This is a genomic window from Edaphobacter modestus, assembly GCF_004217555.1.
In the GTDB taxonomy this organism is placed as follows: domain Bacteria; phylum Acidobacteriota; class Terriglobia; order Terriglobales; family Acidobacteriaceae; genus Edaphobacter; species Edaphobacter modestus.
Map to the genome: position 1 here is coordinate 5,903,508 of NZ_SHKW01000001.1, position 15,704 is coordinate 5,919,211.

Here is a 15,704-nt window from a genome sequence, read left to right on the forward strand (position 1 = left end):
GCGTCATGATTATGAATCGCAATCATGATATCCATCATCTTTATGTTCGTGATTACCTCTACTCCTTTCGAGTGGCGGTTCAAGGAGGCTCTTTATGGGAAGACCCAAGGCAGGGCGGATTACATTGATGGCACTTTTTTCCCTGCTGCTGGCGGCCGCAGCCACAGCGCAGTCGGTTGACAGCAGTGGGCCGTTGCCCTCGTTCGGTTCAGTCGCAACGCCGCGCCCCATCAATCCGGCGGCGAATACGACCAACCCAAGCGCACGGGCGACGCAGACCCTCAATCCTTATCTGGGAAGCACCCCGGACGACAAGGTCGTTGACGGTGAGATCAGGCTGAGTCTGAGCGATGCCGTCTCCCGAGGACTTCGCTTCAATCTTGGCCTGATTGATAGCGAGCAGGCGGACGCAGGCGTCAGAGCCGCAAGAGAACATGCTTTCTCCGAACTTCTGCCACAGATTTCGGCTCGTGCGCAGCAGAGTTATCAACAACTCAGTTACCGGGAGTTGAACATCAAGCTGCCCGTCCAGGCAGGATTTCAGCTTCCTCCCACAAGCGGCAACTTCGGCTACTCGGAAGCCCAAATCACTGCGCAGTCTCCGGTCGTGAACCTAAGCCTGCGGGACAAATACAAACAGCAGAAGGCGCTTGAGGCCTCCTCGCTTCTTAGCACTAAGGATGCTCGCGACGTCGTGGTGTATGCCGTCGGCGCAGCCTATTTCCAGGTCGTGGCGAGTCAGGCGCGGTTGGACACGACGAAGGCAGCGCTGGCCTCGGCACAGGAGTTGAACGCACAGGTAGAGGACCAATACAAGTCGGAGGTGTCTCCGGAAATCGACTCGCTCCGCGCCAAAGTTGAGCTGAGTACTGCCGAGCAGCGAGTCGTTGACGCGACCAATGATCTCGAAAAAGACAAGCTCACGCTGGATCGGGTGACAGGAGTTCCCCTACAGCAACTTTGGGCGCCGAGCAGCGACTACGGATACGTTCCGCTGCTCGATCTCAAGAGCGAAGAGAGCCACGCGTCCGAGACACGATACGACATTGCGAGCATGAAGCAGGCGGTCACAGCCGCCGAGCTTGGCGTCAAGGCCGCGCGAGCAGAGCGTTTGCCTGAAGTGTCGCTTGTCGCCGGTTATGGTGGAGGCGGAGTGAACCCAGCAAATTACAACCAGGTCTACGGCGTGCAGGGCACCGTCTCCGTTCCCATCTTTACTAGTGGACGCATACGGTCGGACGTTCATGCAGCAGACGCGGCGCTGGTGCAGCGCCGAGCCGAATATCGCGATCTCGCAGGGCGGGTCGACTATGACGTTCGGGTTGCTCGTCTGGACGCTCAGGCCTCGGAATCGGCAGTCAAAGTCGCGGCAGGGAACCGGACGCTGGCTGAGAAGGCGCTTACGCAGTCCGAGGACCGTTACAAAAATGGGGTCACCAATTATCTCGAAGTCTTGCAGGCGCAGGAGGCCATGGTGGCCGCGAACGAGAATTACATCGCCAGCCTCTTCTCGTTCAATGTGGCGAAGATTGCGCTTGCCAGGGCGCTGGGCTCATCTGAGAGCCGTCTCACGACGTTTTTTAGCGAGCGATAAAGACAGACACAAAATAATACGAGCAACCAAGGAGGCCGATATGGCTACAGTAGCGATCGTTGAAGAGAACAAAGACAGTTTCTCTCCAGAAACTCAAGACAAAACTCCAACACGGACCACCGCTTTGAAGCGGTTACTGATTCTTGTGCTGGTCGCCGTAGGCCTGGCGGGAGGTCTTGCGTACTGGTTGCATGCGCGCCACTACGAATTCACGGATGACGCACAGATTGACGGACACTTCGCACAACTCAGCACGCGCATCACCGGCACGGTCACTTACGTCAATCCGCTGGTCGAAAACGACCGACATGTTCCGGCTGGTACTTTACTGCTGGAACTGGACCCCAGAGACTACGAGGCCGCGCTCGAACACGCGAAAGCGAACCTGGAGACGAAGGAAGCTGAGGTGCATGCGGCCCAACTGCAGATACCGATTACGGATACTGCGGCGTACAGCCAGTTGCGTCTGGCCAACGCGGCCCGGCAAGAATCCGTTGCTAACGTCGCCTCCGCTGAAGCCGATATGACAGCCGCACAGCACAGGGTCCAGCAGGACCAAGCTGTTGCGGACCGTGCGGAGCGCGATCGTGTGCGTTACGAAGCTCTTGTCGAAAAGCGAGAGATTTCCCGGTCCTACTACGATGCACGAGCGACGGAAGCTGTCGCGACGGAACAGACCCTCGAGTCCGATCGTGCAGCGCTTGCAGCAGCGAAGCAGAAGGTCTCTCAGGCACAAAGCCTGGTCGCACAACGCGACGCACAGGTATCCAGCGCAAGCACGGCTCCACAGCGGTCCTCCGATGTGCGGGCCCAATTTGAGTCGGCACAAGGAGAACTGGACCAGGCACGGGCGGATGTCCACACCGCCGAACTGAACCTGAGTTACACGAAAGTCTACGCTCCCGTCGGTGGCGTGGTCGGTCACAAGACAGTCGAGTTAGGCCATCGCGTTCAGCCTGGCCAAACGCTTTTGACGGTGGTACCAGTGGACGATATCTGGATCACGGCGAACTTCAAGGAGACACAACTGCGTCGCATGCGCCCCGGCGAACCCGTCACGCTCCATGTAGACACATTTGGGCGTGACTATAGAGGAACGGTGGAGGATATGGCAGGCGCAGCTGGGCCTCTCTTCAGTCTCTTTCCCCCTGAAAATGCAAGCGGAAACTACGTAAAGATCGTGCAGCGATTCCCCGTCCGGATTCATATCGACCACGATCAAGATCCTCAACACGATCTTCGTCCCGGCATGTCGGTGGAAGCAACGGTTCGTGTGCGCTAGGAGGAGGAGTGTATGACTCATCAGACATCATCAGCGGCTTCCACTTCCATGCTGCAATCCCCAGCCCGCGCGGTCAATCCGTGGTTTATCGCCGTGACCGTGACCATCGCCGCGTTTATGGAGCTGCTCGACACGTCGATCGCCAATGTGGCACTCCCTTACATCGGCGGCGGGCTGGGACGCAGTTACGATGAAGTGACCTGGATCCTCACGACTTATCTTGTAGCGAATGCAGTTGTGCTGCCCATGACCGCCTGGTTGAGCCGGCTACTGGGACGGAAGACCTACTACCTGCTCTGTGTCATCCTGTTTACGATTTCCTCGTTCTTCTGTGGGATTGCCCCATCGCTTGGATTCATGCTCATCTGGCGCATCGTGCAAGGCATCGGAGGAGGCGGTCTGGCGCCGGTTGCACAGGCTATCCTGGTTGATACATTTCCTCCGGCGAAACGCGCGGCCGCGTTTGCATTATTCACCGTCGTGATCGTGACCGCACCGGCGATTGGCCCCGTGCTCGGTGGATGGATCACCGATAACTACACCTGGCGCTGGATCTTCTTCATCAATGTTCCAGTTGGATTTCTCTCGCTCTATCTCTCGAACAAGCTGATCCATGACCCTGAAGCCTTTACGGAAGAACGCCTCGCTGCGAAAGTCGCGGGCCGCATGTCCGTTGACACGATTGGAATCGTTCTCATTACATTGGCCTCCGGTGCGCTTGAAGTCTCGCTCGATCGGGGCCAGATCGATGACTGGTTCGGAAGCGGTTTCATTATTACGATGATTCTCGTTGCGGTGTTTGGCTGGGTGGGCACCATCCTGTGGGAACTGTACGTCAAGGAGCCGATCATTGATTTCCGGCTGCTCACCAATCGCAATTTCGCGATCGCAAGCGTCCTCTTCTTTGTCTTTGGAATCGGACTCTTTGGCACCACAACCTTAATTCCACAGATGCTTCAGTCGCTCTATGGTTATCGGGCGATCGATGCCGGTTTGATCCTCGGGCCTGGAGCCCTGGTCATCACTTGCCTGGCGCCGGTTTCGGCACAGCTTCTGCAGCGTAACCTCGTCTCAGCAAAGACACTCGTCTTCATGAGCCTGTCCTTCATCGCGGCCGCGATGTTCGTGTATAGCAACATGAACCTCGATACGAACGGAGCTCACTACGCATGGACACGAGCCTTGCAGGGAGTTGGTTACGGCTTGTTCCTCGTGCCGGTCAACATGATCGCCTATTCGCAGTTGCGGCCGGACCAGAACAACAAGGCCTCAAGCCTTACGAACCTCTTCCGCAATTGGGGTGGAAGCTTCGGAATCGCTTTTGTCACGACAGCCGCGGAACGAAGAGCCAATCTCCATCAATTGAATCTTGGATCACACCTTGGCAGTAGTTCGCAGAGCGTGCAACAGAGTACACAGGGTATGGTGAACCACCTGATGCAATACGGCTTTACCAGCGCCGATGCGGGACCGGCGACACTGGGAGTTCTTTATCAGCAACTCCTGCACCAAAGTGCGTTTCTCGCGTTCATGGATTGTTTCAGTGTAATCGGCTGGCTGACCCTCGCCATGATTCCCCTCGTCATTCTCATTCGCAAGTTCAAAGGAGGCCAGGCTCCGGCCGGGGGCCATTAATGATGAGCCCTAAGAGAGAAAACCCTAGCTTATCCTCGGCGCGGCCCTTTGCCTGCGCCGCTCCTATCGACACTCATCAAGCGTCGCGTCTTATTGCAAATGATCGCTCAGACGCCTGGCAACGAACTCTCGTCAGTGAGAGAACTTTTGTGATTGGAAAGAACAAAATGGTGAAACTCGGCAATTCGACCCAATTCTCGAACAAGCTCTCAGGAATGGTGACCTATGACAATGGCTCGCATTGAGAAGATTCTCTTCCCGGTAAATTTCTCCCCCTCATGCATAGCCATGGCTCCATATGTGCGGCGGGCAGCAACGCTCTTCAACGCAGTCGTGTCGTTGGTTCATGTAGTGGACCCTGCGGAACTCGACCTTTTCGAACTGTATGAGCTTTACGTGAGACCGGTTGCAGACATCCTCGAAGACCACAGGGTCGTTCGAAGGGAAAGGTTCGATGCCTTTCTAACTTCGGAGTTCCCACTTGCCGATTCGCCTCGAGTTCTGCTCTCAGGAGATCCCGCTTCACAGATTTCCGAACTCGCAAAGAATGACAGTTTCGATCTCATCATTATGCCCACTCACGCCGGCCGCTTTCGGCAGGCATTGCTCGGTTCCACTACGGCGAGAGTTATCAACGACGCTCCATGTCCGGTGCTCACGAGCAGACATGCAGAAACAATCGCCCCTCGACCTTTGACGCATAGGCAGTGGATATGCGCTCTTGATCTGACGCCATATGCCGACATCGTACTCCGCACAGGTAAGGCAATGTCAGAACAAGCTCGCGCAGAACTTTCACTCGTCCACGTGGTAAATTCTGGAAAGCGCGGTAGGCTCGCTTCACCGAATATGGACGAGAACCTTCATCTCGAGGAGGTCCGCCGAGCTTCCGGCATGCTGGAGGCGCTCACGCATCGACATGGCGTACCCGCTTCTGCCCTAATTGCTATCGGGTCTCCGAAGGACACCATCCTTGACTTTGTCGATCACACTGAGGCCGATGTCCTGATCATCGGTCGAAGCTCCCCAACTGGGTCGACTGGCCGCTTGACGGACCTAACGTATGAAATTGTGAGGGATTCTCCCTTTTCCGTTCTGAGCGTATAGGGAATCGAGGTTTTCTTTTCGGAGGCGGTGTGCAGGGCCAGAATCCATATTGACAGAAGAAACTCGTGTGCCGCTTTGCGGCACACGAGTCTTCGCTCATTCATATTCTCCGTAAGAGCCGCTTCAAACACTACTTGAGCTGTCTGCCCTAGATGGAACCACGAATTCCGCGAATTCCGCGAAAACCACACTACACAAATCAGCCTGCCCCATTGCCTTTTCAAACACTTACAAATGGCAGTCGTTTTGCATTATCAAACGCGCAACTTGGCCGTAACTCAGACTCGGGGGGGAGGCGCTGCCAATGAGCTTCAGGATCGAACGGCTCGTCAGCGAGGAGAATGCCATTGTGTTCATTGTGTGTGGACGATTGGATAGCGAATGTTTGAACACGCTCAAGGAACTGATCGAAGCGGAAGACGCCAAGATCGTACTCGACCTTTCAGAGGTGACGCTTGCTGGTCGCGAGGCAGCCACGTCTCTAGCAGGTGGTGACTTCAAGGGTATCGAACTCAGGAATTGCCCGGCTTTTCTTCGTGGGTGGATTGACACAGAACAAGAACGCATTACACCGTAGCAATTGCCGAGGGGTGTGCATACATCGGACTGTGCACAATACGCGAAATGGGTGGGAACGTCGCACGTAACGAGCAGATGAGACGTTGCGCATATGAAATCTATCTTGAAACCAAAATATGGATGTGACTACTTGTCGCCAGATTGTCCTCGCCGCCCGACGAAAGGGAAAACCCCAATTGACCGACTCATCATTCTGATAACCGGTGAAATAGGACTTTTATGCAGACCAGTTACTCCCCATCTCCTAGGCCTTTGACGCTCGCAGAAATCCGGACGCTTGCTCTCGCGTCCCTTGGTGGAGCCCTGGAGTTTTATGATTTTGTCATCTTCGTTTTCTTCGCCGCTGTGATCGGCAAGCTGTTTTTCTCTGCCAGTCTTCCAGAGTGGATGCGGGAAATTCAGACCTTTGGCATCTTTGCCGCCGGGTACCTGGCACGCCCTTTGGGCGGCGTTGTGATGGCACATTTCGGCGACATACACGGTCGCAAACGCATGTTTACCTTGAGCATTCTGCTGATGGCAATTCCTACCTTACTGATAGGGTGTTTGCCAACATATCATGCGGCAGGAGTGATAGCACCCTTGCTCCTGCTTACGATGCGGCTATTGCAAGGAGTCGCAATCGGCGGCGAAGCGCCTGGAGGTTGGGTGTTTGTCGCCGAGCACGCTCGACCGCAGCGGGTCGGACTTGCCGTTGGATTGCTCACCAGTGGCTTGAGCTTTGGAATACTGTTGGGATCTTTGGTAGCAGTCGTCCTCAATGTCAAGTCTAGTCAGGCAGAGATAGCAGGTGGTCTTTGGCGAATTCCATTTCTGCTTGGAGGTATCTTTGGCTTTATTGCGATGTTCCTGCGGCGTTGGCTCAACGAGACGCCTGTCTTTGAAGAGATGCGACGGCGGGCGTCACTATCTCGTGAACTGCCTCTACGTGTTGTCTTAAAAAGCCACGGACGAGCTGTAGCTACCTCCGTGATCAGCACCTGGATGCTGACAGCAGCCATCGTAGTCGTAATTCTAATGACACCGTTGCTGTTGCAGAAACTCTTCGGGCTTGCGCCTCGTGAGATCCAGATGGCAAACCTCGTCGGTGCAGCGGCGCTTTGCCTCTCGACAGTAGCGATAGGAGCCGCAACAGACCGGTTTGGCATTCGACGCGTCTCCATCCCAATCCTGCTGCTGCTGATTGCTGCGACTTACGGACTCTATTTCGGCGCTCAACATGCACCCTCGGCACTACTCCCGCTTTACGCGCTCGCAGGATTCGGCGCAGGCGGAGTGGTACTGACTCCCATTCTTATGATTCGCGCGTTTCCACCGCAGGTCCGCTTTACGGGTGTCTCATTCTCCTACAACATTGCTTACGCGGTCTTCGGCGGTTTGACTCCGTTAGTCGTTTCGTGGCTCGCTCGCACCGACCGGTTTAGCCCGGCACACTACATCGCAGTTGTAACAATGCTAGGTCTTGGGGCTACGTTTATGACGCCAACAGCACACCTTCGGAACGACGGGAAAGATAGCCTCGCGGCTCATGAGACGGAGTTACGCCACGTATTGGACACCTGAGCTGTCTGAGGCGAGCAAATGACTGACCAGCTTCCTGAATTGCAGTATCAACCAAAGAAAGCAAACCGGCGCCAATCTTTGGAGCGTCTTCACAGTTGAAGGGAGATTTAATGCATACCCAACAAAGACGGTTTTTCAACCCAGTTATCAAAGCAACGGGCGAACCCATGTTTACGGTGGTAGGAGTTTTGCTGCAGTTTGTATCGACACCTGACCAGAACGGCGGAGATCTGGGCGTGATGCGCGCCGGATTACCGCCACGAGCTGTCATCCCACTGCACAGACACAACGACGCGGAAATATTCTACGTGCTTGAAGGAGCGATGGAGGTCTATCAAGACGACGGAATATCTTCAGGATGGCAGACAGCTAGCGCCGGTGAAGTCGTAACGATCGCGGGAGGGGTCAAACATGCGCTTCGTAACCCAGACTCAACGCTGGTGTGGATGGTTTCGGTGAGTGAACGACAACTTTACTGCTTCTTCCGGGAGTTGGCGGAGCCTCTTGATCCTAACGCCCCGCCGTCAGCCCCGACACCGGAGGCGATGCAGAAGCTTTTTGAAGTGGCTGCGCGTTATGAGTATTGGATCGGCTCACCATCAGAGAACGTAGCCATCGGGATAAATCTGGGCTGACATTGTGGGAGTCAACCCAGCCGAAGAATGTTTTCCTTTGCCGCACCAGCCAAGGAACTGTGCCGAGTGAAAATTGAACTGGGGGCCAACCCGATCCACCGCTAGCTTCCTGCACGTCATCCAAGGCAAGAGGGCAGTACCTTCGGGGCGAAGTGAACACAAATTCAATATGGCGGTGTCGCTCGTATTCGATAGGCGACACGGAGAAGGGCTGAGATCATGGGACCGGACACGCGCGTTCAGGATCTGCTGGGTATTGAACTTCCGATTCTTCTGGCGCCTATGGCGGGAGCCGGTTCGTCTGAATTGGCGGTTGCCGTGGCTGAGGCCGGAGGACTTGGCTCTCTTCCTTGCGCGATGCTGAGCACTGGTCAGGTACGAGCCGAGCTGGTAAAAATCCGGCAGAGCACCGCGCGTCCCATTAATCTCAACTTCTTCTGCCACCATTCGCCTGCGGTCGATCTGCAGTGGGAGATGGCCTGGAGAGAGCGTTTGGCGGGCTATTATCTGGAGCTTGGTCTGGATCCTGAGACGCCGGTTCAAAGTCCTACCCGCGCGCCGTTCGATGGCGCGATGTGCGATCTAGTGGTCGAACTTAGGCCGGAGGTGGTCAGCTTTCACTTTGGTCTTCCGGACAAGGAGCTTCTTGCGCACATCAAGGATACGGGCGCGAAGATTCTATCTTCCGCAACAACCGTGGACGAGGCGCGATGGCTCGAGGATGCGGGCTGCGACGCGATTATCGCCCAGGGCTATGAAGCGGGCGGCCATCGCGGAATGTTTCTCGCGCAGGATATATCTACGCAGTTAGGCACCTTCGCGCTCGTGCCTCAAGTGGTCGATGCTGTGAAGGTGCCAGTCATCGCGGCCGGGGGCATCGCGGATGCGCGAGGAATTGTAGCGGCGTTCGCTCTCGGCGCGTCAGCGGTTCAAATGGGCACGGCCTATTTGTTTTGCCCGGAATCCACGATTGGGTCGGTACACCGGCAAGCACTGAGGAGCGCAGCGCATCATGAGACTGCTCTGACGAACGTATTCTCAGGTCGTCCGGCGCGCGCAATTGTCAATCGGATTATCCGCGAAGTTGGACCGATGTGCGACCTGGCGCCACCCTTTCCCCTTGCCAGCGCCGCCGTCGCGCCCCTTAGGTTGAAATCAGAGGCGGCAGGATCGGAAGACTTCGTGCAATTGTGGTCAGGTCAATCCGCTCGTCTGGGGAGGGAACTCCCGGCTGGAGAACTTACAAAGCAGCTCGCGATGGAGACTCGCGCAAAACTGAGGCAGTAGCCACCTCCTGCCGAAAATCTCTCTTAGTGTTATCGTCTGCCTCATTCGGCGGCGGCCAGTGGTTGGATGTGCCCAAGTTGGGTCCTTGAGGAGTTACACGTGGAGGTTGAACCGGGATGTCAGTTGTCGAGGTTATTCAATCTATCGATCAGAACTATGTACGATCACGGATCCCTCGAGTTGCAATCGTGGGAACAGGCCTTGTAGGTTCGACGACAGCCTATGCGCTCTTGCTTTCCAAAACGCCAGCAGAAATTGTATTGATTAATAGGGATAAGCGCCGAGCCGACGGTCATGTTCAGGACCTGCGAGATGCCGAAGTATTTTCCCACACGACAAGAGTCGTTGCCGGCCACTTCGACGATTGTTGCTCGGCAGACGTGATCATCATTACAGTCGGCGTTAGTCAATCGGGACAGAGGTCCCGACTAGAGAGTTTGAATGAGACTGCGGCGATATTGAAGAACCTCGTTCTGAAGGTCGCGCGCTGCAATCCGCACGGGATATTGCTGATCGCATCGAATCCCGTTGATGTGTTGACCTATGCCGCCTGGAAGTGGTCCGGTCTTCCGCCGAACCGCGTTATAGGTTCGGGCACATCGCTGGATACTTCTCGTTTCCGCAGGCGCCTTGCCGAGCACTATGGGGTGGCTTCGGACAACGTGCACGCATACGTCATCGGAGAACATGGCGAGAGCCAGGTACCCGTGACTTCGTCGGCCCGGATCGCGGGCATGTCACTGGAAAACTTTTGCAGGGAACTGGGCTTACCCCACGATGAAGATATGCTACGAAAAATCGCCAACGATACGCGCGCCACCGGTCTGGAAATCATCCGCGCAAAAGGAGCGACGTACTACGGCATTGGAACGGCGCTGGCTCGTATCACAGGCGCCATTTTGCGGGATGAACATGCAGTTCTGACCGTGTCTAGCTTAGTGCCGGAGTCGATGGGATTGGGCGAAGTGTCTCTGTCCCTTCCCACTATCATTACTCGCGATGGCGTGGCTCGCGTTGTGTCCATCCCACTTGATGTATCGGAAAGACACGCACTTGAGGCTTCCGCAGAGACGTTGAAACAGTACATTGCCGCATTGAAGACGTAAGAGGCCTTCCTCTTTTAGCGAATCCTCACCGGGATCCCCTTGCCACCTTAAGGCCAGGTACTCGATCTCATCGAAGCGAGATGAGGGCCTCGAAAGGAACAAGGGGCGACTTTGACATCAACGTATTCTTCGTCTCATGGCCCTACGCCGGCGGATAGTCTTAGGATACGGTACAAACGGAGGCCGCGAATCCCACCGTCAACTCCTGCTTCCAAGATGAAGAGACTGCACACCCGCAGGGGTCTTTCCAGGCTCTGCCAAAGCTGATAACCCCTAAGAGCAACACGAAATCCACGACTTCCGCGGTAACGAATCATTCGCTTCGACCGCATTTTAAAACACTTATGGATGGCATTCGACTTGCTTTAGTAAGTGCGTAGTTTGTTGAGATCAGGCTCAGACCCCAAGCATGGATCCGATCTCCCTCCGCAGGCCTGCGTCACGCGTCCGTCGTCCCCTCTTTAGACATTCACGGCCAGGCACTTGCTTCAATCGGGCTCGAGCTAATTGCATAATGCCTCAGTGAGATCAAAGTGAAGGGCATGGGCGGAGTGGCCCATGCCCCCTTTTGAGCGTATGGGAACAGCAATACCGTCACGTTACAAAGCACGCATAAACGCCACCAGATCCTTCTTCTCCTGGTCAGTCAGTTTAGTGCCCAGCACGAGGTTAAAGTACTCCACCGTGTCATCCAGCGTCAGCAGTCGTCCGTCATGCATATACGGCGGCGTGTCCTTGATTCCGCGCAGCGGGAACGTCTTGATCGCGCCGTCGTGGGCCATCATCATGCCGTTCACTAAATGCTGCTTGTAAAAACGCTCTGCATGCAGGTCGTGCATGGTGTTGTCCGTGAAATATGGGCCTGAGTGGCACTCTGCGCATCGGCCTTTGCCGAAGAAGACCTCTTGCCCATGTAACTCGGCAGGGGTCGCCTTCGTGGGATCGAGCTTGCCATCCCATCCCAACTTCGGCGCAGGAGGAAAGTCTAGAATATCCTCGAACTCGGCCATGAAGTGTACCTGACTTCCGCGATCCAGCACATTCACGCCCTTCTTCGCCGCAATCACATGATCGCCATCGAAGTAGGCTGCCCTCTGCTCGAACTCCGTGAAATCCTCTACCGTCTTCAGCGCCCTCTGCGAACCGAAGAGTCGCTGAATATTCACACCACGCAGTGCCGGCGTCTCGATGCGATGACGGAACTCCTGTGGCCGGATATCACCTACCAGGTGGAACGCACCGTTGGTTCCGCCATTCGTATGACAGTCTAAGCACGCGACTCCACGGCTTGATTTCTCTGAGCGCCGATCGATCGTCTCATTAAACTGTTGCTGCGGAAACGGTGTCAGCAACAACCGCAGGCCCTCAAGCTGCTTTGGGTTCAGAATGCCGCTGAACAACTCGTAGTAGTTGTCCATGGTCACCAACTGGCCCTTCGAGACATCGCCAAGGTCAGGCCGCGTCGTCAGGTACATTGCCGCAGGAAATTCCGCCAGAAACCGCTCCGGAATATCGAAGTCCAGGTCGAAGCGCGTCAGGTCGCGATCCTCTTGCTTCAGCACCTCCTGAATCTCCGACTTAGGAAACACCATACCGCCCTCAGGATGGTTCGCATGAGGCAACGGCAGGAACCCCTTCGGATACGTTCCCTTCTCGCGAATCTGCTCCGGCGTCTCCTTGGACAACTCGGCCCACGTCACACCTTGCGGTAGCTTGACCCGCACTCCTTCCTGCACTGGCTTTGCGCGATCCATCACCACGCCGCTCGCTGGATGGTCGCTCAGATCATACCGCTCTTCCAATAGATCAATTTGTCGCTTCATGATCCCAGCTTTGGCAGCGACCATCCGACCATGGACCGTGGCGAAACTCTCCTTATCATCCACTGGAGCGTAGCTGTTCTTGACGGGTTGCACATCCTGGCCTGCGGCAGAAACTACGTTGCCGCCCAGAAAATATGCACCAACGATACCGGCACTCACCAAGCCGGCGGCTTTCACTAACTGCTGCATAGTCCTCATGGTTCCTCACTTCCAGAAATAAGCAGAACAAGCCTGGGAACAGAATAGTTACGAATCGTTGTCATATCGTCTCGTTGTCGACCCATCCGCGAAGAAAAGGGGGGCAATTTCTGAGTTCGATACCCTTGAGCTCGCAAACTGCAAGAAAGGTGGCTGCGTCGCGACCAGCAAGCGTCACCTCTGAAAGGTCGAGTACAATCTTGGCGTCTTCCGTTTCGATCAGTTCCTTGAGCGTGCTCAAACATTCGATATCCACTCGCCCACACACATGCAACACGATGACATTCTCTTTGCTGAAGAGCCGTTCAATCTTGAAGGTCATTGGCATCGCTCCCTGCCGAGCCTAAGTTACTGCCAGGACGCGCGTTTACCAATGCAAGCCAATTGCCGTTCTTAAATGCTTGAAAAGGAGTTGAATTAGGCTGATTCGTTGTCGGGGTTTTCGCGGAATTCGCGGAAATCGTGTTTCCAGCTATGGTAGGCGGCTCTAGTAGAGTTTGAAGTGGCTCTTACGGAAAGGATGAATGAGCGAAGGGCTCTTGCGCCTCAAAGCTTCACATGCGAGGGCAACTACACTCTAGACTACTTAGTCTTTGATGCCATACCACACAAAGTACATGGTTTGCCGCAAGTACATCGCTTGGCTGTTACAGAGATGAACTCAACTCCGCTGCTGCCCTGCGAAGCTGTGGGACAAAGATTGCTTCCGTCTGGTAGGCCTTAAGGTCACTGCCATAAGTACTCGCATTCAGACTTGCCACCACCTTGCCGCTTCGCAAATGAATTGGTACGGCCACGGAGCGGAATCCGAACGCATACTCTTGATCACATGGGGCGAAGCCGCGGCGCTGGATTAATCGCAACGCGATGCGAAGCCGCCCGACCGTTTTGGTCGTGCGGCCAGTGTAGGGTGTGACAACGACGCTACGAAGACAGCTCTCGAAAGAAACTGGGGCAGTGACGCAATAAGCAGGCGGCCCATGGCTGTGCAGTATGCCGGAAGCAGTGTATCGAGATATTTTTCCTGTGCCTGTCAAAGGATCTGTCGGTGTCCGCGCGATACAGAGATGTTCCCGGAGGCCAGTATCTTGTCAGCCTTGTCGGCGGCAAAGACACCTACATAACGAGAACTTCGTTGGCTCCTCAAGGCGCCGGGAACCTCCTCAGTGTTCCCGATGGTGGCGGATTCATAACCGCTGAAGTGCAGATGGGGTGCGGAGCATCCAACCTTGCCGGAACCGTTGATACCGAAGGTGGCGTCGACCGGCAAGCCTATGTCGTCCTGCGCTCGTCATTGACAGGCGAGACGTTCCAGCGAGACGCTGTCGGCGACGGCCGGGGGAGTATAGGATCTACGCTGTTCCGATGAGTTCTGAGAACCACCCGATCAATGTGCTCCTTGACGAGAGCATGGGAGCTTCAGTCACTCTCGCTCCGAACAGAACTACCAGTATCGTGGTACCGCTCATTCAATGACTCGGGTCGTATACCTCCCCGCGCCGGTAGCGCAAGTTGGGAGGCATCGCGGCTGGTGACGCAGAATCTTCCGGGCGTGTTCGTAAAGTGTCTCGCCAGCTGCCGTGAGCTTGGTGCGCCGTCCCAGTCTGGTAAACAACGGAGCGCCAACCGTCTGCTCCAACTTGCGAATCTGCTGCGAAAGCGACGGCTGACTGATGCCCTCCAACTCGGCTGCGCGCGTGCGTCCATACCTCGTTTTCGTTCGGCATCTCGCGCACTGCTCGATGCGATGCGGCATAGCCATCCAGAGTGATGCTGATGGGAGCACGCCCTTGGGTGCGGAGCGCTTTGCGGAAGAACGCCTTGGCCGCCACAACGTCTCTCTTTGGACTCAGCCGGAAGTCGACTGCATTCGCCACGAGCCCCAGAAGAACTGGGAAGTGAACCAGCCTCTGGTGCTCGAGAAGGTTCTCAGCTCGCTAGAGGGAATTCAGAAGGACTTGAACCCGACGGGCAAGAAGGTCTCGCTCGCCGATCTGATGCTCTGGGCGGTTGCGCTGCGGTTGAAGCGGCTGCGAAAAAAGCCGGATACGACGTCATCGTCCCCTTCGCGCTTGGCCGCACGGACGCTTCGCAGGAGCAGACCGACGTTGCCTCCTTCGCCCCGCTCGAATAGACAGCCGACGGCTTCCGCAACTACCTCCGTCTCGGCCATACCAAGCGTGCCGAGGATCTGCTCGTCGATCGCGCTCAGTTGCTGACCCTGACGGCCCCGGAGATGGCCGTCCTCGTCGGCGGCCTGCGCGTCCTCGGCGCCAACTACCGTGGCTCTAAGGACGGCGTCTTCACCGACAAGCCCGGGATCCTGACAAATGACTTCTTCGTCAATCTGCTCGACATGGCGACGGAGTGGAAGGCATCTTCTACTTCGCAAGGATTATTTGAGGGCTTGGACCGCGTGACAGGTGAGATCAAGTGGACTGCCACTCGTGTGGACCTGATCTTCGGTTCCAACTCTCAGCTCCGGGCCATCGCGGAAGTTTACGCAACGGCCCATTCGAAAGAGCGTGAAGGACTTCGTAGCCACGTGGGACAAGGTTATGAACCTCGACCGTTACGAGCTGCGCAAGGCGTAGTTCTTCGGTTACTTCACCTCGGCAGACCAAGGGCTACCGCAAGGTAGCCCTTGGTCTGCATATCCTGCCCTTCCAGGACGACGCGGCGGATGTAGCGGATACTGTAGCGAATATCGGTTTAGACAGGCTTGTATTGGTCAGCGGTGGTTCGCGTAAACCATTGAATTTACAAGCGCGTACAAATCAGTACAAACCCGCCCATATCCGGAGTCTATTCTTTGGGACCAGAGGGTCGGGGGTTCGAATCCGTCCACCCCGACCACGTTAACAACAATCCCTTCTATAACTTACATAGCATTCT

General features: G+C 55.8%; 14 protein-coding genes and 2 pseudogenes. 11 read left to right on the top strand and 5 right to left on the bottom strand.

The features are described 5' to 3' along the window. Positions 1 to 94: 94 nt before the first annotated feature. The 9 genes from BDD14_RS25060 to BDD14_RS25100 all read left to right on the top strand — a co-directional run bounded on the left by BDD14_RS25060 (position 95) and on the right by BDD14_RS25100 (position 10,788). Positions 95 to 1,594 carry a TolC family protein gene (locus BDD14_RS25060; RefSeq protein ID WP_130422258.1) on the top strand — a complete coding sequence of 500 codons (1,500 nt, stop codon included), beginning with the start codon at positions 95 to 97 and terminating at the stop codon, positions 1,592 to 1,594. A 40-nt stretch (positions 1,595 to 1,634) separates the two neighbouring features. Next, entirely contained in the window at positions 1,635 to 2,876 is a 1,242-nt protein-coding gene (locus tag BDD14_RS25065) for an HlyD family secretion protein (RefSeq protein WP_165420233.1), read from the top strand. Positions 2,877 to 2,888: 12 nt separating this feature from the next. Continuing rightward, positions 2,889 to 4,511 carry a DHA2 family efflux MFS transporter permease subunit gene (locus BDD14_RS25070; protein WP_130422262.1) on the top strand — a complete coding sequence of 541 codons (1,623 nt, stop codon included), beginning with the start codon at positions 2,889 to 2,891 and terminating at the stop codon, positions 4,509 to 4,511. A gap of 225 nt (positions 4,512 to 4,736) precedes the next feature. Next, positions 4,737 to 5,618 (top strand): universal stress protein, encoded by an 882-nt coding sequence (locus BDD14_RS25075; RefSeq protein ID WP_130422264.1) that lies wholly within the window; start codon positions 4,737 to 4,739, stop codon positions 5,616 to 5,618. Between the two features lie 304 nt (positions 5,619 to 5,922). Further along, complete coding sequence (locus BDD14_RS25080) at positions 5,923 to 6,195, top strand: STAS domain-containing protein (RefSeq protein ID WP_130422266.1); 273 nt, start codon at positions 5,923 to 5,925, stop codon at positions 6,193 to 6,195. A 221-nt stretch (positions 6,196 to 6,416) separates the two neighbouring features. After that, positions 6,417 to 7,760, top strand: coding sequence for an MFS transporter (locus tag BDD14_RS25085; protein ID WP_130422268.1), 1,344 nt, complete (start codon positions 6,417 to 6,419; stop codon positions 7,758 to 7,760). Positions 7,761 to 7,870: 110 nt separating this feature from the next. Continuing rightward, positions 7,871 to 8,395 (top strand): cupin domain-containing protein, encoded by a 525-nt coding sequence (locus tag BDD14_RS25090; RefSeq protein ID WP_130422270.1) that lies wholly within the window; start codon positions 7,871 to 7,873, stop codon positions 8,393 to 8,395. A gap of 219 nt (positions 8,396 to 8,614) precedes the next feature. Continuing rightward, positions 8,615 to 9,682 carry an NAD(P)H-dependent flavin oxidoreductase gene (locus tag BDD14_RS25095; protein WP_130422272.1) on the top strand — a complete coding sequence of 356 codons (1,068 nt, stop codon included), beginning with the start codon at positions 8,615 to 8,617 and terminating at the stop codon, positions 9,680 to 9,682. A gap of 116 nt (positions 9,683 to 9,798) precedes the next feature. Continuing rightward, the gene (locus BDD14_RS25100; RefSeq protein ID WP_130422274.1) at positions 9,799 to 10,788 is read left to right on the top strand and encodes an L-lactate dehydrogenase; all 990 of its coding nucleotides are present in this window, start codon (positions 9,799 to 9,801) and stop codon (positions 10,786 to 10,788) included. Between the two features lie 599 nt (positions 10,789 to 11,387). Here BDD14_RS25100 and BDD14_RS25105 read toward each other — a convergent pair. The 3 genes from BDD14_RS25105 to BDD14_RS34675 form a co-directional block, all read right to left on the bottom strand. Then, a complete protein-coding gene (locus tag BDD14_RS25105; protein WP_207231826.1) occupies positions 11,388 to 12,809 on the bottom strand; it encodes a hypothetical protein in 1,422 nt (473 codons plus the stop codon). 61 nt (positions 12,810 to 12,870) lie between these two features. Further along, positions 12,871 to 13,131 carry an STAS domain-containing protein gene (locus tag BDD14_RS25110; RefSeq protein WP_130422276.1) on the bottom strand — a complete coding sequence of 87 codons (261 nt, stop codon included), beginning with the start codon at positions 13,129 to 13,131 and terminating at the stop codon, positions 12,871 to 12,873. 325 nt (positions 13,132 to 13,456) lie between these two features. Continuing rightward, positions 13,457 to 13,846: an IclR family transcriptional regulator domain-containing protein gene (locus BDD14_RS34675; RefSeq protein ID WP_165420234.1), complete on the bottom strand. Its 390-nt coding sequence runs from the start codon at positions 13,844 to 13,846 to the stop codon at positions 13,457 to 13,459. 11 nt (positions 13,847 to 13,857) lie between these two features. Between BDD14_RS34675 and BDD14_RS25120 the strand changes: the two genes are divergently transcribed. Beyond that, positions 13,858 to 14,178 carry a hypothetical protein gene (locus tag BDD14_RS25120; protein ID WP_130422278.1) on the top strand — a complete coding sequence of 107 codons (321 nt, stop codon included), beginning with the start codon at positions 13,858 to 13,860 and terminating at the stop codon, positions 14,176 to 14,178. A 96-nt stretch (positions 14,179 to 14,274) separates the two neighbouring features. Here the strand turns inward: BDD14_RS25120 and BDD14_RS25125 are convergent, their stop codons facing one another. Both BDD14_RS25125 and BDD14_RS34680 read right to left on the bottom strand, forming a co-directional pair. Beyond that, positions 14,275 to 14,571: a LysR family transcriptional regulator gene (locus BDD14_RS25125; RefSeq protein WP_207231827.1), complete on the bottom strand. Its 297-nt coding sequence runs from the start codon at positions 14,569 to 14,571 to the stop codon at positions 14,275 to 14,277. Between the two features lie 7 nt (positions 14,572 to 14,578). Further along, positions 14,579 to 14,686, bottom strand: a pseudogene (locus tag BDD14_RS34680) (DDE-type integrase/transposase/recombinase); the annotation flags it as partial. On the opposite strand from BDD14_RS34680, the pseudogene BDD14_RS34035 reads away from it, so the two are divergent. Beyond that, positions 14,678 to 15,403, top strand: a pseudogene (locus BDD14_RS34035) (peroxidase family protein); the annotation flags it as partial. The pseudogenes BDD14_RS34680 and BDD14_RS34035 sit on opposite strands and share 9 nt — an antisense overlap. Positions 15,404 to 15,704 lie beyond the last annotated feature (301 nt).